Annotated in this window: 16 protein-coding genes; 8 read left to right on the top strand and 8 right to left on the bottom strand. The window is 72.3% G+C overall.

What is annotated here, in order from left to right; all coding sequences use genetic code 11:
* Positions 1-6 precede the first annotated feature (6 nt).
* Entirely contained in the window at positions 7-1,998 is a 1,992-nt protein-coding gene (locus AW271_RS07650) for a 3-hydroxyacyl-CoA dehydrogenase NAD-binding domain-containing protein (RefSeq protein WP_062334052.1), read from the bottom strand.
* Positions 1,995-3,179 (bottom strand): thiolase family protein, encoded by a 1,185-nt coding sequence (locus AW271_RS07645; protein WP_062334049.1) that lies wholly within the window; start codon positions 3,177-3,179, stop codon positions 1,995-1,997. Before AW271_RS07645 ends, AW271_RS07650 begins: the two co-directional genes overlap by 4 nt.
* A 138-nt stretch (positions 3,180-3,317) precedes the next feature.
* On the opposite strand from AW271_RS07645, the gene AW271_RS07640 reads away from it, so the two are divergent.
* Genes AW271_RS07640 through AW271_RS07630 form a run of 3 tightly spaced genes read left to right on the top strand, consistent with a single transcriptional unit; the run spans position 3,318 to position 6,009 of the window.
* On the top strand, positions 3,318-4,379 hold the full coding sequence (locus tag AW271_RS07640) for a hypothetical protein (protein ID WP_062334045.1): 1,062 nt from the start codon (positions 3,318-3,320) through the stop codon (positions 4,377-4,379).
* Positions 4,313-5,293 (top strand): LacI family DNA-binding transcriptional regulator, encoded by a 981-nt coding sequence (locus tag AW271_RS07635; protein WP_083976275.1) that lies wholly within the window; start codon positions 4,313-4,315, stop codon positions 5,291-5,293. The genes AW271_RS07640 and AW271_RS07635 overlap by 67 nt, the downstream gene beginning before the upstream one ends.
* Entirely contained in the window at positions 5,290-6,009 is a 720-nt protein-coding gene (locus AW271_RS07630; protein WP_062334039.1) for a sugar phosphate isomerase/epimerase family protein, read from the top strand. Before AW271_RS07635 ends, AW271_RS07630 begins: the two co-directional genes overlap by 4 nt.
* On the opposite strand, the gene AW271_RS07625 is transcribed toward AW271_RS07630, so the two are convergent.
* The 3 genes from AW271_RS07625 to AW271_RS07615 are packed head-to-tail and all read right to left on the bottom strand — an operon-like array spanning position 5,960 to position 8,969.
* Positions 5,960-6,790 (bottom strand): sugar phosphate isomerase/epimerase family protein, encoded by an 831-nt coding sequence (locus AW271_RS07625; RefSeq protein ID WP_062334036.1) that lies wholly within the window; start codon positions 6,788-6,790, stop codon positions 5,960-5,962. The two genes, AW271_RS07630 and AW271_RS07625, sit on opposite strands and share 50 nt — an antisense overlap.
* Positions 6,787-7,836, bottom strand: a complete 1,050-nt coding sequence (locus tag AW271_RS07620; RefSeq protein WP_083976272.1) for a DUF993 family protein — start codon at positions 7,834-7,836, stop codon at positions 6,787-6,789. Before AW271_RS07620 ends, AW271_RS07625 begins: the two co-directional genes overlap by 4 nt.
* Entirely contained in the window at positions 7,833-8,969 is a 1,137-nt protein-coding gene (locus AW271_RS07615; protein ID WP_062334033.1) for a Gfo/Idh/MocA family protein, read from the bottom strand. The genes AW271_RS07620 and AW271_RS07615 overlap by 4 nt, the downstream gene beginning before the upstream one ends.
* Positions 8,970-9,074: 105 nt before the next feature.
* Between AW271_RS07615 and AW271_RS07610 the strand changes: the two genes are divergently transcribed.
* Together AW271_RS07610 and AW271_RS39530 are read left to right on the top strand one after the other, a co-directional pair.
* The gene (locus tag AW271_RS07610; protein ID WP_062334030.1) at positions 9,075-10,622 is read left to right on the top strand and encodes an alpha-amylase family glycosyl hydrolase; all 1,548 of its coding nucleotides are present in this window, start codon (positions 9,075-9,077) and stop codon (positions 10,620-10,622) included.
* A gap of 17 nt (positions 10,623-10,639) precedes the next feature.
* Positions 10,640-10,810, top strand: coding sequence for a hypothetical protein (locus AW271_RS39530; protein ID WP_157553956.1), 171 nt, complete (start codon positions 10,640-10,642; stop codon positions 10,808-10,810).
* Here AW271_RS39530 and AW271_RS07605 read toward each other — a convergent pair.
* Positions 10,807-12,033: an HRDC domain-containing protein gene (locus AW271_RS07605; protein ID WP_062334027.1), complete on the bottom strand. Its 1,227-nt coding sequence runs from the start codon at positions 12,031-12,033 to the stop codon at positions 10,807-10,809. The two genes, AW271_RS39530 and AW271_RS07605, sit on opposite strands and share 4 nt — an antisense overlap.
* Positions 12,030-12,632: a DUF3000 domain-containing protein gene (locus AW271_RS07600; protein WP_062335277.1), complete on the bottom strand. Its 603-nt coding sequence runs from the start codon at positions 12,630-12,632 to the stop codon at positions 12,030-12,032. The genes AW271_RS07605 and AW271_RS07600 overlap by 4 nt, the downstream gene beginning before the upstream one ends.
* A gap of 489 nt (positions 12,633-13,121) precedes the next feature.
* On the opposite strand from AW271_RS07600, the gene hemE reads away from it, so the two are divergent.
* The 3 genes from hemE to AW271_RS07585 are packed head-to-tail and all read left to right on the top strand — an operon-like array spanning position 13,122 to position 15,391.
* The gene (gene hemE / locus AW271_RS07595; RefSeq protein WP_083976270.1) at positions 13,122-14,159 is read left to right on the top strand and encodes a uroporphyrinogen decarboxylase; all 1,038 of its coding nucleotides are present in this window, start codon (positions 13,122-13,124) and stop codon (positions 14,157-14,159) included.
* Positions 14,159-14,617, top strand: coding sequence for a GNAT family N-acetyltransferase (locus AW271_RS07590; RefSeq protein ID WP_062334024.1), 459 nt, complete (start codon positions 14,159-14,161; stop codon positions 14,615-14,617). The genes hemE and AW271_RS07590 overlap by 1 nt, the downstream gene beginning before the upstream one ends.
* A 12-nt stretch (positions 14,618-14,629) precedes the next feature.
* Complete coding sequence (locus AW271_RS07585) at positions 14,630-15,391, top strand: hypothetical protein (RefSeq protein WP_062334021.1); 762 nt, start codon at positions 14,630-14,632, stop codon at positions 15,389-15,391.
* On the opposite strand, the gene AW271_RS07580 is transcribed toward AW271_RS07585, so the two are convergent.
* Positions 15,374-16,357, bottom strand: a complete 984-nt coding sequence (locus tag AW271_RS07580; RefSeq protein ID WP_083976269.1) for a DUF4349 domain-containing protein — start codon at positions 16,355-16,357, stop codon at positions 15,374-15,376. The genes AW271_RS07585 and AW271_RS07580 overlap by 18 nt on opposite strands.
* Positions 16,358-16,384 lie beyond the last annotated feature (27 nt).

Below are 16,384 nucleotides of genomic sequence, written 5' to 3'. Positions count from 1 at the left end.
GGGAGCCTAAGGGAGGAACCGGGCTCCGTTGACCGCCTCGGAGACGCCGGTCCGGTCGAGGTAGGGCGTGATGCCCCCCAGGTGGAACGGCCAGCCCGCGCCCAGGATCAGGCACAGGTCGATGTCCTGCGGCGCGGAGACGACCCCCTCGTCGAGCATGATGCGGATCTCCTCCGCCAGCCCGCGCAGCGCCCGTTCCCGCACCTCCTGCTCGTTCGAGACGAAGCCGCGGCCCGGGTGCAGCGTGTCGCCGCCGGTGGCCACCATCGTGGCCAGCGCCGCCGACACCGGGAACCGGTCGGGGTAGGCGGCGTTCATCGTCTCGGCGACGTGCAGCGCGACCGCCGGGCCGACCAGCTTGAGCAGCGTGAACGGCGTCATCGGCAGGCCGAGCCCGTCGAGCGCGTGGTCGGCGACGTCGGCGGAGGTGCCGCTGTCGACCGAGGCCAGCACCTCGCCCATGAAGCGGGTGAGCAGCCGGTTGACCACGAACGCGGGCGCGTCCTTGACCAGCACCGCCGACTTGCGCAGCTGCTTGGCCGCCGTGAACGCGGTCGCCACCGTCACGTCGTCGGTCCGGTCGCCGCGCACGATCTCCAGCAGCGGCATGACCGCGACCGGGTTGAAGAAGTGGAAGCCGACCAGCCGCTCGGGGCGCCGCAGCTGGGAGGCCATCTCGGTGACCGACAGGGAGGAGGTGTTGGTCGCCAGCACGCAGGTGTCGGAGACGACCTCCTCGACCTCGGCGAACACCTTCTGCTTGACCTGCAGGTCCTCGAACACGGCCTCGATGACGAAGTCGGCGTCGGCGAACGCCTCCTTGGTCAGCGACCCGGTGACCAGCTTCTTCAGCCGGGTGGCCTGGTCGGCGGTGATCCGCCCCTTCGCCTGGAGGGTGTCGGCCTCCTGGTGGACGTACCCGACGCCCTTGTCGACGCGTTCCTGGTCGAGGTCGGTCAGCACGACCGGCACCTGCAGCCGCCGCGCGAACAGCAGCGCGAACTGCGAGGCCATCAGCCCCGCGCCGACCACGCCGATCTTGGTGATGGCGCGGCCCGGCACCTCGGGCACCCCGGCGGGCTTCTTGGCCCGCCGCTGGGTCAGGTCGAAGGCGTAGAGCCCGGCGCGCAGCTCGTCGCTCATGATCAGATCGGCCAGCGCGTCGTCCTCGGCCGCGAAACCGGTGTCGCGGTCGCTCGTGCGCGCCTTCTCGATGAGCTCCAGGGCCCGGTACGGGGCCGGCGCCGCCCCCCGGACTTTCAGGTCGACCAGCTGACGGGCCTGCTCGACGACGGGCGCCCAGTCGACGGCCTCGTGCTCCGGCCGGTCGACCACGACGTCGCCGTCGACCACCCGGGCGGCCCAGCGCAGCGACTCCTCCAGGAAGTCGGCCGGCTCGAACAGCGCGTCGGCGAGCCCCAGCCCGTACGCCTCCCGCCCCTTGATCATGCGGTTCTGCGACAGCGGGTTCTCGACGATCAGCTTGATCGCCTTCTCGGGCCCGATCAGCCGGGGCGTCAGGTAGGTCCCGCCCCAGCCCGGCACCAGCCCGAGGAAACACTCGGGGAAGGCGACCGCGGGGACCCCGGCGGAGATCGTGCGGTACGTGCAGTGCAGCGCCAGCTCCAGGCCGCCGCCCATCGCGGCGCCGTTCACGAACGCGAACGACGGGATCGGCAGCTCCCCGAGCCGCCGGAACACGTCGTGCCCGAGCCGCCCCACCAGGTGGGCCTGGTCGCGGGAGGAGATGGTGGCGGCCTCCTTGAGGTCGGCCCCCACGGCGAAGATGAACGGCTTGCCGGTGACCCCGACGGCCGCCAGGTCGGTGCGCTTCTCGATCGCGTCGAGGGCGTTCTTCAGCTCGTTGAGCCCGCCCTCGCCGAAGGTGTTCGGCTTGGTGTGGTCTTCGCCGTTGTCGAGGGTGATCAGCGCCATCGTGCCGGCGCCGTAGGGCAGCTCGACGTCGCGGACCAGGGCGTGGGTGACGAGTTCGCTCATGCCAGGTTCTCCCAGATGACGGTGCCGCCCATGCCGAGGCCGACGCACATGGTGGTGATGCCGTAGCGGACCTCGGGGTGCTCGGCCATGCTGCGCGACAGCTGGGTCATCAGCCGCACGCCGCTGGAGGCGAGGGGGTGGCCGTAGGCGATCGCGCCGCCGTAGGGGTTCACCCGGGGGTCGTCGTCGGCGATGCCGAAGTGGTCGAGGAAGGCCAGCACCTGGACCGCGAACGCCTCGTTGATCTCGAACAGCCCGATGTCGCCGATCGACAGCCCCGCCAGCCGCAGCGCCCGCTCGGTCGAGGGGATCGGCCCGACGCCCATCAGCTCGGGGTCGACGCCCGCGAACGCGTAGGACACCAGGCGCATGCGCCCGGTCAGCCCGAGCTCGGCCGCGACGTCCTCGGCGGCCACGATGCAGCCGGTCGCGCCGTCGTTGATGCCGGAGGCGTTGCCCGCCGTCACGTTGCCGTGCGGGCGGAAGGGGGTCTTGAGATTGGCCAGCCCCTCCATGGAGGTGCCCGGCCGCATGGCCTCGTCGGCCGTGGCCAGCCCCCAGCCCTCGGCGGCCTTGCGGGTGGCCATCGGCACCAGGTCGGGCTGGATCACCCCGTCGGCGTAGGCCTTGGCGGCCCGCTCCTGCGAGAGCACGGCGTAGGCGTCGGCCCGCTGCTTGGTGATGGCGGGGTAGCGGTCGTGCAGGTTCTCCGCCGTCATGCCCATGACCAGCGCGGAGCCGTCGACCAGGCTCTCGGACAGGAACCGCGGGTTGGGGTCGACCCCCTCGCCCATGGGGTGGCGGCCCATGTGCTCGACGCCGCCGGCGATGGCGACGTCGTAGGCCCCGAAGGAGATGCCGCCCGCCACGGTCGTCACGGCGGTCATCGCGCCCGCGCACATGCGGTCGATGGCGTAACCGGGGACGGTCTTGGGCAGACCGGCCAGGATCGCGGCCGAGCGCCCGATCGTCAGGCCCTGGTCGCCGATCTGGGTGGTGGCCGCGACGGCGACCTCGTCGACCCGCTCGGGCGGCAACGACGGGTTGCGGCGCAGCAGTTCGCGGATGACGCGGACGACGAGATCGTCCGCCCTGGTCTCGGCGTAGAGGCCCTTCGGCCCCGACTTGCCGAACGGCGTGCGAACGCCGTCGACGAAGACGACTTCACGTGACGCGGGCACGGTATCTCCCTATCTGCGTGGGCTGACACCCTAATGCTACTCGTCAGTAACCACGGGGCGGATCCGACCTCGGGCAGTATGCGCGTAGACGATCGAAGGCCTGAGTCCAGGTGGCGACTGCGCGGCTGGTGGCTCCTGATGATCGCCTCCTCGCTTCCCGTCCTCGTGGGGTCCGTCCTGGTCGGCACGGCGAGCGCCGTCGCCGGGGCGCTCGCCGTCAGGGCGGAGAAGCTGATCGAGAGAGACGACGCCGCGCCCAAGCGGCTGGGCGGCGGGACCGTGCGGGTCCGCGACCTCGACGACCCCCTCGCCCTCGGAGTGCATCTCGCCCCGCCGATGACCCTGCCGGACGGGAGCGTGAACCTGACGCCCGCCTTCGTCCGCCGGGACGCCGGGGCCCGGTTGGAGGACGCGCTGAAGACGAGCCGGTTCGTGCTGGTCGTCGGTGAGTCCACGGCGGGCAAGTCAAGGGCGGCGTATGAGGCGATGCGAGCCTGCCTGCCCGGCCACGTGTTCATCCGGCCGGCGGGCAGGGAGGATCTCCCCGAGGCGCTCGCCCGGGCGCAGCGGCAGCGGCGCTGCGTGGTGTGGCTGGACGAACTGGACAACTACCTCGGCGTCAACGGGCTGACCGCGTCGGCCCTCAGCCCGCTGTTCGCCGACCCCGACCGCCACCGGGTCGTGCTGGCCACGATGCGGTCGCACGAACGGGCCCGCCACAGCCCCAGGAACGGCGCGTCGGCCGGTTCGGATGAGGCCCAGCACCACCGGCCGGCGGGCGACGTGATCCGGCTGGCCACCGAGATCAGGATCGAACGCCTGTGGTCCGCGGCGGCGCGGGAGACCACCGGCTGGCCCGCGAAATGGCCGGGCAGCTGGTGGAATCGGGGCGTCGAAGCCTGGGCGCGGGTGATCGCGAGGTTCTCCGGGTCGAAGCCGTACTCGGGCATCAGATCGGACGTTCGGGCGACCCAGGCGGGGCCCGCCGGTTGTGCGCCCGGGTGGCCGACGACGCGGTCCGCGTCCACGGGGAGCGGAGTTCGATCGCCGGGTTCACCCGGAGCCTGGCCGAGATCTGGAACCGTGACGGCTGAGGCATACTTGGAAATCGCTTTCCGGGAGGATTCTCACTCGTGGTCACGCTGGAAGACGTCGCACGGCACGCCGGGGTGTCCCTCGCGACCGCCTCGCGCGTCCTGAACGGGAGCGCCCGTCAGGTCGGGGCCGGGCTCCGGGCCAAGGTCGAGCAGGCGGCGGCCGAACTCGGCTACCGCACCAACGTCGCGGCCCAGACGCTGGCCCGGGGGGCCGGGAACGTCATCGGGCTGGTCGTGCACGACCTGGTCGACCCCTACTTCGCGGCCATCGCCGACGGGGCGGTGAAGGCGGCCGACGACCACGGGATGGTCGTCATGGTCGGCACCACCCACCGCGATCCCGTCAGGGAGATCGCCTACGTGTCCTCGCTCGGGGCGCAGCGGGCGCGGGCGGTGATCCTGGCGGGCTCGCGCATGGACGACCCCTCGGCCGCCGGGCTGCGCACCGAGCTCGACCGCTACCGCGCGGGGGGCGGCCGGGTCGCGGTCATCGGGCAGGACCTCCTCGGCGCCGACACCGTCGCCGTGGCCAACCGGGCCGGGGCCGCCGCGCTCGCGGAGGCGCTGCACGCCATGGGGCACCGGGAGTTCGCCGTGCTGGCCGGGCCGCCGCGGCTGATCACCGCCGCCGAGCGGTGCGAGGGATTCGTCGGGGCGCTGCCGGGGCTCTCGCCGCAGGTCGTGCACGGGGCCTTCGACCGCGACGGCGGCTACGGGGCCGCGTTGTCGATCGACCCGGGGGTGACGTGCGTGTTCGCGGTCAACGACGTGATGGCGGTGGGGGCGCTGGCGGCCTTCCGCGACCGGGGGATCCGGGTGCCGGAGGACGTGTCGCTGGCCGGGTTCGACGACATCGCGACCCTGCGCGACCTGGTCCCGGCGCTGACGACCGTGCGGTTGCCGCTGGCCGAGATGGGGGCCCGGGCCGTCGAACTGGCCCTGTCGGAGGAGGCCGGGCCGTCGGTCGTCCACGTGGAGGGCGAGGTCGTGATCAGGGAGAGTGTGCGCGCCCGATGAGATTCGCGGTCAGCACCCTCGGGCTGCCGGGGGCGTCCCTGTCCGAGGCGGTCGAGCTGGCCGTCCGGCACGGGGTCGACGGGCTGGAGCTGCGGCTCCATGAGGACATGCCGCTGGACGCCGACCCTCGCGACGCCGGGGTCGAGGTCGTCTCGATCTGCGGATACGTCCGGATCGCCGAGGCCGGGGCCGACGGGCCGGTGATCGCCGCGTTGCGGGAGCAGCTCGTGCTGGCCGACCGGTTCGGGGCGCTCGGGGTGCGGGTCTTCCCCGGCGGCTCCGACGTCGAGGCCGCGCTGCGGCGGCTGGAGGCGGTCGCGGGGGAGGCCGAGGCGCGGGTGCTGGTCGAGACGCACGACCACCTGCCGACCGGGGCCGCCGTCGCCGCGCTGCTCGACCGGTTCGGGCGGCCCGAGGTCGCCGGGGCGATCTGGGACGTCCTGCATCCGTGGCGGAACGGGGAGGAGCCCGCCGCCACGTTCGCCGCGCTCGCGCCGCATCTGGCCTACGTCCAGATCAAGGACGCCGTCGGCACCACCCCCCGGCCGATGGGGCAGGGGGAGGTGCCGCTGGACGTCGTCGGCGGCCTGCTCCGGGGCTACCCCGGGTGGCTGTCCCTGGAGTGGGAGAAGGCCTGGCATCCCGAGGTCGAAGCCCTCGGCGAGGTCATCCCCGGGGCGCGGGAATGGGTGCGATCAGTCGTCGGTAGCGGCTGATCACCTCGGTCAGCACCTCGTCGGGGTCGCGGGCCCAGACGTCGGCGTTGAAGATCTCGACCTCGACGTCGCCGTCGTACCCGGCCGCGCGCACCGCCCCGGTCAGCGGGCCGAAGTCGATCACGCCGTCGCCCATCAGGCCCCGGCCCAGCAGGACGTCGACCGGCAGCGGGACCAGGAAGTCGCACACCTGGTAACTGAAGATCTTGGCGCGGGCGATCTCGGTGAGGACCTCCGGGTCCCACCACACGTGGAAGGTGTCGACCACCACCCCGACGTTGGCGAACGGCTCGGCCAGGTCGTTGGCCTGCCGCAGGGTCGACAACACGGCCCGGTCGGCGCAGTAGACGGGATGCAGGGGTTCGAGCGCCAGGCGTACCCCCGCCTGCTCGGCGTAGGGGGCGAGCACCCGCAGCGACTCCGCGACCCTCGCCCGCGCGGCGGGCAGGTCGCGGGAGAACCGGCCCAGCGGTTCGCCGGGCGTAACGCCGGGGAGGCCGCCGACCACCATGACCAGGCACGAGGCGTTCAGCGCCGCCGCCTCGTCGATGGCGCGGCGGTTGTCGTCGAGGGCGTCGCCGCCGGTCAGGAAGCCGCCCCGGCACAACGAGGAGACCCGCAGGCCCGCGTCGCGGACCAACTTCACCGACTCCTCCAGGCCCTGTTCGGCGACGTTCTGCCGCCACAGGCCGATCGCCTCGACGCCGTGCCGGACACACCCCTCGACGGCCTCCCGGACGGTCCACCGTTTGGTCGTCCACTGGTTCAGGGACAGGCTCATCGGCCGTACACCGCCTCCAGGGAGCGCATGCGGGCGGCGGCCAGGTCGGGGTCGGCGATCAGGCCCGCGCGGGCGGCCAGGCGGTACACCTCGCGCAGGTGCGGCAGCGAGCGCGCCGACTGCGCGCCGTTGACCATGACGAAGGCGTCCTGGTGGCCGTTGAGCCAGGCCAGGAAGACGATGCCCGTCTTGTAGTGGAAGGTCGGGGCTTCGAAGATCTTCCGCGACAGGTCGACCGTGGGGGCCAGGATGCGGTCGTATTCGTCGAGGTCGCCCGCGTCCAGGGCGGTCAGGGCCGCCGCCGCCACGGGGGCGATGGCGTCGAAGATGCCGAGCAGGGCGTGGGAGCCCGACTTGATCAGGGACGGGTAGTTGAAGTCGTCGCCCGTGTAGAGGCGCACCCCCTCGGGCAGCGCGGCGCGCAGCGCGACCTCGTGGGCCTCGTCGAGCAGCGAGACCTTCACGCCCTCGATCTTCCCGGCGTTCTCCCTGACCAGGGTCAGGAACTCGGCCGTCGCCTTCTCGACGTCCCGCGAACCCCAGTAGCCGGCCAGGTTGGGGTCGAACATCTCGCCGAGCCAGTGGAGGATCGCCGGGCGGTCGACCTCGGCCAGCAGGCGGCCGTAGATCCGGTGGTAGTCCTCCGGATGCCCGGCGACCGCCGCCAGCTGCCGCGACGCCATGATGATCACACCCGCCCCGGCCGACTGGATGTAGTCGATCTGCTCCAGGTAGGCGTCGAGGATGTCGGTCAGGTCGGCCGGGCCGGTCAGCTGGTCGGTGCCGGCGCCGCAGGCCACCAGGTCGGGGGCCTCGGCCGCGCTCAGCCTGATCAGCTCCTTGGTCGCCGCCCAGTCGAGGCCGGCGTTGCGCTGGGCGGTGTCCATGGCGTCGGCGACGCGGAAGCCGTGGGACCACAGGTGCCGGCGGAAGCGCAGCGTGGCCTCCCAGTCGACGACCGCCGGTCTGCCCGGCGTGTTGTCGGCGAGGGGGTCGGCCACGACGTGCGCGGCGGCGTACACGACCCTGCTGGTGAAGGCGGTCACGAGGTCACCGCCATGCGGCGGCCCTCGGCCGCCGACTTCAGGCCGAGCTCCGCGAGCAGGACGCCGCGCGCCCCGGAGCGCAGCGTGTAGGGGAACGGCGCGTCGTCGACGACGTGGCGGACGAACCGCTCCCACTGGACCTTGAAGCCGTTGTCGAACTCGGCGTTGTCGGGCACCTCCTGCCAGCCGTCGCGGAAGCGGGCCGTCGCGGGCAGGTCGGGGTTCCAGACCGGCTTGGGGGTGGCGCTGCGGTGCTGGACGCGGCAGTTCCGCAACCCGGCGACCGCGCTGCCGTGGGTGCCGTCGACCTGGAACTCCACCAGTTCGTCGCGGTTCACCCGGACCGCCCACGACGAGTTGATCTGCGCGACCGCGCCGCCGCCGAGCTCGAACACCGCGTAGGCGGCGTCGTCGGCGGTCGCCGCGTACGCCTGCCCGCGCTCGTCCCACCGCTCGGGGACGTGCGTGGTGACGTGGGCGTAGACCGAGGTCACCGGGCCGAACAGGTTCTCCAGCACGTAGGCCCAGTGGGGGAACATGTCGAGCACGATGCCGCCGCCGTCTTCGGCGCGGTAGTTCCACGACGGGCGCTGCGCGGCCTGCCAGTCGCCCTCGAACACCCAGTAGCCGAACTCGCCCCTGATCGACAGGACGCGCCCGAAGAACCCGCCGTCGATCAGCCGCTTCAGCTTGAGCAGGCCCGGCAGGAACAGTTTGTCCTGGACGACGCCGTTCTTCACCCCGGCGGCCTCGGCGGTGGCGGCCAGCTCCAGCGCCTCGGCCGAGGTCTCGGCGGTCGGCTTCTCGCAGTAGACGTGCTTGCCGGCCGCGATCGCCTTCCTGGTCGCCGCGACCCGGGCGTGGGTGATCTGGGCGTCGAAGTAGATCGTGTTGGCCGGGTCGGCCAGGGCGGCGTCGAGGTCGGTCGTCCAGTCGGCGACGTCGTGCTTGGCGGCCAGTTCCTTGAGCTTGGTCTCGCTCCGCCCGACCAGGACCGGCCGCAGCCTGACCTTCGAGCCGTCGGCCAGCACGACCCCGCCCTCGGCGTTGATCGCCAGAACCGATCGCACCAGGTGTTGCCGGTATCCCATCCGCCCGGTGACCCCGTTCATCACCACGCCGAGCTCGGCCATACGGTCCTCCTTAGGTGGAAAGCGCTTTCCGCACGGTACGTCGGCCCTCTCCCGAAGCGCAAGGGGTCTGGTTAACTAGGCAAACGACCAGCAAAAAGGGAGTGTGTGTTGAGTCAGTGGTGGCGTGACGCCGTCGTCTACCAGGTCTACCCCCGGAGCTTCGCCGACGGCAGCGGCGACGGCACCGGCGACTTCGCCGGAGCGCTGGCCCGGCTGCCCTATCTGGCCGATCTGGGCGTCGAGGCCGTCTGGTTCTCGCCCTTCTACCCCTCGCCGCTGGCCGACGGCGGCTACGACGTGGCCGACTACTGCGACGTCGACCCCCGCTTCGGCACCCTCGCCGACTTCGACGCCTTCGTCGCCGCGGCGGCCTCCCACGGCATCCGGGTGATCGTCGACATCGTCCCGAACCACTGCTCGTCGGCCCACCCGGCGTTCCAGGCAGCCCTGGAGGCCGGTCCGGGCAGCCCCGAACGCGACCTGTTCATGTTCCGCGACGAGCCCAACAACTGGCAGTCGATCTTCGGCGGCCCGGCCTGGACGCAGGTCGACGACGGCCAGTGGTACCTGCACCTGTTCGACTCCTCCCAGCCCGACTGGAACTGGCGCAACCCGGCCGTCCCGGCGATGTTCGAGAAGGTCATCCGCTTCTGGCTCGACCGGGGCGTGGCGGGCCTGCGCGTCGACGTCGCCCACGGCCTGTTCAAGGACCCCGAACTGCCGAGCGTGCCCGACCCGGCCCCCTCCGACCGCCCCTCGCCGTGGTTCCACCGGCCCGAGCTGATCGGCCACTACGCGTCGTGGCGGGCGATCCTCGACTCCTACTCGCCCGACGTCTTCCCGGGAGAGCGCACCGCCGTCGGCGAGTTCTGGGGCACCGAGATCACCCACCTGGAGCCCTACTTCCGCCCCGGCGGCATGCCCCAGGCGTTCAACTTCTTCCTGTTCCAGACCGCCTGGGACGCCGCCGCCCTCCGGCACACCATCACCACCTCGATCGGCCTGGCCGCCGAATCCGACGTCGTCGCCCCCTGGGTGATCAGCAACCACGACGTGGTCCGCCCGGTCACCCGTTACGGCGGCGGCCCGCTGGCCAGCCGCGACCTCGACGTCGACCTCGCCCTGGGCACCCGCCGCGCCCGCGCCGCCGCCCTGCTGCTGCTCGCGCTCCCCGGCTCGTCGTACGTCTACCAGGGCGAGGAACTCGGCCTCCCCGAGGTCATCGACATCCCCGACGCCTTCCGCGACGACCCCGTCTTTCACCGCACGGCGGGCGCCCGCCTGGGCCGCGACGGCTGCCGCGTGCCCATCCCCTGGTCCGGTACGGCCAAGCCCTACGGTTTCACCGAAGGGGAGTCGACCTGGTTGCCCCAGCCGGCCAACTGGGCCCCGCTGACCGTCGAGGCGCAGCAGGCCGACCCCGGCTCGACGCTCAACCTCTACAAGCGGGCCATCGCGGCCCGCCCGCGCGGGGGGGCCTTCACCTGGCTCGACCGGGGCGACGAGGTGATCGCCTTCACCCGTGGCGACGGCTTCACCTGCGTGGTCAACCTGTCGGCCGAGACCCTGCCGATCGAGGGCGAGGTCATCCTGGCGAGCGGACCGCTGGAGGGCGGCCTGCCCCAGGACACGGCGGTCTGGTTGCGGTCGTAGGTTCGGGGCGGATCCGGGTGGCGACGACGGAGCAGCCGGGTCTGGACGAGATCGAGCAGTGCTTCATCGCGGTTCTCGACGGCAGCATGAGCCGCGATGAGGCCGACCGCTGGGCGGCCCGCTGGGTCGCCGACGGCCGCGAAAACGCAGTACCCATCCCGTTTTGGGATGAAATGCCCCTCGGCTAGATCTCGCCCTTGGTCTCCAGCCGCTGGAGCGCGCGTGACATCGGGTGGGCCGCCAGCCCGATCTGCCACTCACGGGCCCCCAGCGCCCGCAGCCGCTCCGAGATCGCGTCTTCGTCGAGCTCGGCCGGGGGCTCCCAGGTCAGCCGTCGCACGGCGTCGGGCTGGAGCAGGTTCTCGGTCGGCATGCGGTGCTCGTCGGCCAGGGCCGCGACGACCGCGCGGGCGGCGGCGAGGCGTTTGGCCGCCGCCGGGTCGCGGTCGGCCCAGCGGTTTGCCGGGGGCGGGCCGTCGCCGGGGCCGAGGGGCTGGGGCAGCTCCGACTCGGGCATGGTGCGGCCGCGGGTGATCGCGGCCAGCCACTCGCGCAGGTGGCGGCGGGCGCTGCGGCCGGTGAAGGGGGCGATCTCGGTCAGCGCCTTGGTCGTGCGGGGCAGGTCGAGGGCCGCCTGGACGATCGCCGAGTCGGGCAGCACCCGGCCCGGGGCCAGGTCGGTCTCGCGGGCCAGGGCGTCGCGGATCGTCCACAACTCGCGTACCACCGCGAGGCCGCGCAGGGCCCGGACGCGGTGGATGCCGCTGGTGCGGCGCCACGGGTCGGTGCGCGGGGGAGCCGTGGGGGCGGTCAGGATGGCCGCGAACTCCTCCATCGCCCAGTCGAGCTTGCCCGTCTCGATCAGCTCGTCGTGGAGGGCATCGCGCAGCTCGATCAGCACCTCGACGTCGAGGGCGGCGTAGCGGAGCCAGTCTTCGGGCAGCGGGCGGGTCGACCAGTCGGCGGCCGAGTGGCCCTTCACCAGGCCGAAGCCCAGAACGACCTCGACCATGGTGCCGAGGCCGACGCGTTCGTAGCCGAGCAGCCGGCCGGCCAGCTCGGTGTCGAACAGCCGCCTCGGCCTGAAGCCGATCTCGGCCAGGCACGGCAGGTCCTGCGTCGCGGCGTGGAGCACGACCTCGGCGCCCGACAGGGCGGCGTCGAGCTCAGACAGGTCGGGGCAGGCGATCGGGTCGATGAGCGCGCTCCCACTGCCCGACCGGCGCAGTTGCACGAGGTAGGCCCGGCCGCTGTAGCGGTAGCCGGACGCCCTCTCGGCGTCGACGGCCACCGGGCCGGTCCCGCCCGCGAATGCGCGCACCGCCGTCGCGAGGTCGGCGGCCTCCGCTATGACGGGCGGGATCCCTTCGCGAGGTTCCAGCAGAGGCTGAACGGCTGTCTCATCGGTCACGTACTGGTCTTCCGGTCTGTCTCTTCATCGGTGCGTCTCGGCCGCAGGGCCGTGACATCGGGCGGCAGGGGAGGTATCCCGGCGGCGATGCACATCAGGTCGCACCAGGCGGCGACGTGCGCGGAAAGATCCTCGTCGAGAGGCGACCATGACGCGCGCAGTTCCAGCTCGGTCGTGACGGGATCGTTGTCCTTGTTCCCGAAACCCTCCGACACCGCTCTGGTAACCGTACCGCCCGCGGCGGCGAACCCGGCGCCGTGGGTCTCCAGCGCGTCGGTGAGCCAGCTCCACGCCACCGGCCCGAGCAGGGGGTCGGAGGTGATCTCGGGCTCCATGTCGGCGCGCACGTAGGCGACCAGCCGGAACGGGCCCTCCCAGCCGCGCTGGCCGTCGGGGTCGAACAGCACGATGAGCCGGCCCACGGCCAGTTCGTCGTCGTCGCGGTAGACCGACGCGCCCACGGCGCCCGAATAGGGGGCCAGCCGCTGCGGCGCCGGGATGTCTTCGAGCTCGATCTCGGGGCGTACGGTCGCCGGGCGCAGCGTGGCCATGGCACGGGCGAACGCCTCCGGCGGCCCCGGGCGGTCACCGATCGACATGACGGGCGCGGAGGCGGGTCGCGGGACGAGACGGAGCAGGGGGGTGGTCGTCGCGGTCATCTGTGGTGATCAAGCCGCCGCCATCGCCAGGAACAGGGCGCTCCCGCAGATCACGCACGACCACTCGGGGCACACCTCGTGACCCTCCTCGCAGGGCGGCTGTGTGAACTCGCGCTCGGTGTCGCAGGAGGCACAGCGCTCAGTGCGGTGTTCGGGGGAACTCCACATCGAAGTCATCGCCCTTTCATCGGAACCGGTCCGTCCGACGGTGGCACGTCGCGCCGACAAAACCCCGCATCGCGCTCGGCGTGTCTCGAAAGTGGTATTGGAATCGATGCCGGAGCCCCATTTGGCGAACACTTTGCCTAGAGCGGCGCTCGCGAGGCGTTTGACCGGGGTGTCGCGAGGGCCCAACGATACCGATCATTGGGTGGTCCTGTACCCGGGGTCCTGGCACCGACCGGCCCCCCGGCGTGGGACTCTGGTGAGGTGAATCCCCAGCTGGCCGAGTCGCCCTTCCTGCTGGCCTGCCGCCGCCGGCCCGTGCCCCACACGCCCGTCTGGTTCATGCGTCAGGCGGGGCGTTCGCTGCCCGAATACCGCAAGGTCCGCGAGGGCACCGAGATGCTCGCCGCGTGCGCGACCCCCGACCTGGTCGTGGAGATCACGATGCAGCCGGTCCGCCGCTACGGCGTCGACGCGGCCATCTTCTTCAGCGACATCGTGGTGCCGCTCAAGGCCATCGGGATCGACATCGACATCAAGCCCGGCGTGGGCCCGGTCGTCGCCGACCCGATCCGCGACGCCGCCGGCGTCGGGCGGCTGCGCCCGCTGGAGCCCGGCGACGTCCCCTACATCACCGAGGCCGTGACCGAGCTGGTCGCCGAGCTCGGCGCGACCCCGCTGATCGGGTTCGCGGGCGGGCCGTTCACCCTCGCGTCCTACCTGATCGAGGGCGGGCCCTCGAAGAACCACGACCACACCAAGGCCATGATGTACGGCGCCCCCGAGCTCTGGCACACGCTCATGGACCGGCTGACCACCATCACCCTGGCGTGGCTGAAGGTGCAGGCCGACGCGGGCGCCTCGGCGCTGCAGCTGTTCGACTCGTGGGTCGGGGCGGTCGCGCCGCGCGACTACCGGGAGTTCGTGCTGCCGTACACCTCGAAGATCTTCGCCGGGCTCGAAGAGCTCGGCGTCCCGCGCATCCACTTCGGGGTCGGCACCGGCGAGCTGCTGCCGATCATGGGCGAGGCCGGGGCCGACGTCGTCGGGGTCGACTGGCGGGTGCCGCTCGACGAGGCGGCCACCCGCGTCGGGGCCGGCAAGGCGCTGCAGGGCAACCTCGACCCGGCGATCCTGCTCGCGCCGTGGGAGGTCGTCGAGAAGCGGGCCCGCGAGGTGATCGAGGCCGGGCGGGTGGCCGAGGGCCACGTGTTCAACCTCGGCCACGGCGTGCTGCCGTCGACCGACCCCAACCAGGTGGCCCGGCTGACCGAGTTCGTGCACGAGTTCAGCGCCCGCTGATGGTGATCGCCGTCGACGACCTCTCGGGGCCGGAGATCGCGGCCTTCCTGGAGGAGCACATCCGGGAGATGCGCGCGACCACCCCGCCCGAGAGCAAGCACGCCCTCGACCTCGACGGCCTGCGCCGCCCCGAGGTGACCTTCTGGTCGGTCCGCGACGGCGGCGTGATCGTCGGCTGCGGGGCGATCAAGGCGCTCGACGACGTCCACGCCGAGGTCAAGTCGATGCGGACCGCCGCGGCGCGCAAGCGCGGCGGGGTCGCGTCGCTGCTCCTCGGCCACCTCATCGCCGAGGCGGCCCGCATGGGCTTCACCCGGCTGAGCCTCGAAACGGGCTCGGCCGAGTTCTTCGCCCCGGCGCGGTCCCTGTACGAGAAGTTCGGCTTCACCTACTGCGAGCCGTTCGCCGATTACCTGCCTGATCCGCTGAGCGTCTTCATGACCCGGGAGCTGGTCTGACAGGGTGACCCCATGCGGGCCGCTCTGCTCTCGGCGTTACTCCTCCTGCTCATCGCCTCGCCCTTCCTGCCCGGCGGGTACGACCCCCTGGCGCTGCCCCTCTCCACGCTGGTGCAGATCTTCGGGGCGGTGGGCCTGCTCGCCGTGGTCACCTCGGCGCCGCTGCTGGTCTGGCCGCGCAACCGGTTCTTGCGGGTGGCCCAGACGGTCGCCCTGACGATCACCGCGCTGGCGGTCTCGGCCGCCGCGGCCGCCGAGTCGGGGCCGCTCCTCGGGCTGGGGGCGCTCGCGTCATGGGTGGCCGTGCTGGCGCGGCGGCCCCCGCCCGTCTACTTCGTGCTGCTGCCGCTCGTCGCGCTGGCCGGACAGGCCGCGCTCAACCGGCCGCTGACGGCCTACGCCCGCGACACCGCCGTCGCCAACGCCGCCGAGATGATCGCCGCCGTCGAGAAGCGGCACGCCGACCACGGCGGCTACCCCGACGCGCTCACCGCCGTCTGGCCCGACTACCGGCCCGGGGTGCGGGGGGTCGAGCGTTACCACTACGCGAAGGGCGGGGAGTCGTACGACCTGTCGTTCGAGCTCCCCAGGTTCTTCTTCGACGCGTTCGGGACCAGGGAGTTCGTCGTCTACAACCCCGCCGACCGGCATCTGATGCCGAGCCACGCCTCCTGGGTGCTGTTGTGGTCCGACGCCCGGATCCGCAACCAGCAGGGCTGGTACGAGTCCCGCGACGCCGGACCACCGCACTGGAGGTCATTCCTTTTCGACTAGCTCCTCGTCCCGCTCCTGCACTGCGGGCATCGGCGCGGGCGCCGGCGCGGGAACCTGCTGGCGACGGCGCATCCGCCGCCACCACGGCAGCGCGAGCAGGCCCAGGACCGCCAGCACGACCAGCCACGGGAGCAGCGCGCCCACGATGGTCGACAGGGCCTCGGCGAAGTTCTTCAGGCCGGTCCAGCCCGCCTTCAGGCCGGCCAGGAAGCCCGTCTCCTCCTCCACCGGCTTGACCGGCGGCGCCGACGGGCCGACCAGGGTGATCGTCACCGTCGCCATGCCCGTCTGCTCGGCCAGTGACTTCTGCCGGGCCTGGAGGGCCTCCAGGTCGGCGGTGCGGGACTGGATCTCCCGCTCGATGTCCATGATCTCGCCGATCTTCTCGGCCTTGGTCAGCAGCGTGCGGAACTGCGCCACCGCGGCCTCGGCCGACTTCACCCGGGCCGCGACGTCGGCGACCTCGCCGGTGACGTCCTGGGTGCCCTGGTGCAGCTGCTCGGTCTCGCCGAGTTCCTTGCCCAGGCGGCTCAGCGTCCCGGGGTACTGGCCCGGCGGGATCTTGAACGTGATCGTCGACTCCTGGCGGGACGAGAAGGAGTTGGAGCGCTCCTCCGCGACGTAGCCGCCGGCCTCGGTGACCATGCGCTTGGCCGATTCGGCGGCGGCGGCCACGTCCTTCGCCCGGACCGTCATCTCGGCCGTGTAGATGATCGCCCGGTCGGCGGGGGCGACCGTGACGTTGGCGTCGGCGGGCTCCGCCTTCGCGTTGTTCTCTCCGGCGCCGCCGGAGAGGTTCTCGCGGGGGGCCGCGGCGGGTGCGGCCTCTTCGGCCGCGGCCGAAGGCGCCGAGGCGGGCATGTCGGCGACGCCGCTCGCCGACTCACCGCCGTCGGCCCCACACGCCGTCAGGAGGAACGCCGCCAGCACCAGCGGCAGTACCGCGCGTGAGCGCAAAGTGTTCATGCCCCATTGACGTTCGCGGTGCGTGAA

The sequence above is a fragment of the Herbidospora sakaeratensis genome (genome assembly GCF_001570525.1).
Lineage (GTDB): Bacteria > Actinomycetota > Actinomycetes > Streptosporangiales > Streptosporangiaceae > Herbidospora > Herbidospora sakaeratensis.
The sequence above is the reverse complement of the archived record's forward strand: the minus strand, read 5'-3'. Positions and strand labels throughout refer to the sequence as shown.

What these genes read in the sequence shown, in the direction of transcription:
- AW271_RS07585 (WP_062334021.1), top strand. Translation starts at nt 14,630, where the DNA reads ATGCGGGCCGCTCTGCTCTCGGCGTTACTCCTCCTGCTCATCGCCTCG.
- AW271_RS07650 (WP_062334052.1), bottom strand. Translation starts at nt 1,998, where the DNA reads ATGAGCGAACTCGTCACCCACGCCCTGGTCCGCGACGTCGAGCTGCCC.
- AW271_RS07640 (WP_062334045.1), top strand. Translation starts at nt 3,318, where the DNA reads ATGATCGCCTCCTCGCTTCCCGTCCTCGTGGGGTCCGTCCTGGTCGGC.
- AW271_RS07630 (WP_062334039.1), top strand. Translation starts at nt 5,290, where the DNA reads ATGAGATTCGCGGTCAGCACCCTCGGGCTGCCGGGGGCGTCCCTGTCC.
- AW271_RS07600 (WP_062335277.1), bottom strand. Translation starts at nt 12,632, where the DNA reads ATGTCGATCGGTGACCGCCCGGGGCCGCCGGAGGCGTTCGCCCGTGCC.
- AW271_RS07615 (WP_062334033.1), bottom strand. Translation starts at nt 8,969, where the DNA reads ATGGCCGAGCTCGGCGTGGTGATGAACGGGGTCACCGGGCGGATGGGA.
- AW271_RS07580 (WP_083976269.1), bottom strand. Translation starts at nt 16,357, where the DNA reads ATGAACACTTTGCGCTCACGCGCGGTACTGCCGCTGGTGCTGGCGGCG.
- AW271_RS07625 (WP_062334036.1), bottom strand. Translation starts at nt 6,790, where the DNA reads ATGAGCCTGTCCCTGAACCAGTGGACGACCAAACGGTGGACCGTCCGG.
- AW271_RS07590 (WP_062334024.1), top strand. Translation starts at nt 14,159, where the DNA reads ATGGTGATCGCCGTCGACGACCTCTCGGGGCCGGAGATCGCGGCCTTC.